Source organism: Extibacter sp. GGCC_0201, from assembly GCF_017566055.1.
Lineage (GTDB): Bacteria > Bacillota > Clostridia > Lachnospirales > Lachnospiraceae > Extibacter.
The window spans coordinates 1-215 of the sequence record NZ_JABFCH010000222.1 but is presented as its reverse complement, the minus strand read 5'-3'; the positions used below and the strand labels follow the sequence as shown (position 1 = coordinate 215).

Sequence of the window (215 nt, the reverse complement as noted above, 5' to 3'; positions counted from 1 at the left end):
CCTGACGATTCATCAACTCATTCCTCCCTCGAATATTTCAGTAATTTTTTTTGAGTATTTCATCCACTCTGACCGGTACAATTCCAGCATAAGGACGCCTTTCTCCGTCGTCTTGTAATAACGGCGGTTCCTTCCATCATACTGCTTATCATATACTTCCAGACACTCGTCCTTTTGTAATCTACGAAGCACCGGGTAGAGCGTGGATTCGGAAA

The 215-nt window shown here is 43.7% G+C and carries 1 protein-coding gene; it reads right to left on the bottom strand.

Annotated features, from left to right (window positions below; translation table 11 throughout):
• Nucleotides 1-12: 12 nt before the first annotated feature.
• A partial coding sequence (locus HJV72_RS19330) for a PadR family transcriptional regulator (protein ID WP_208073495.1) occupies nt 13-215 on the bottom strand: 203 nt, incomplete at its 5' end.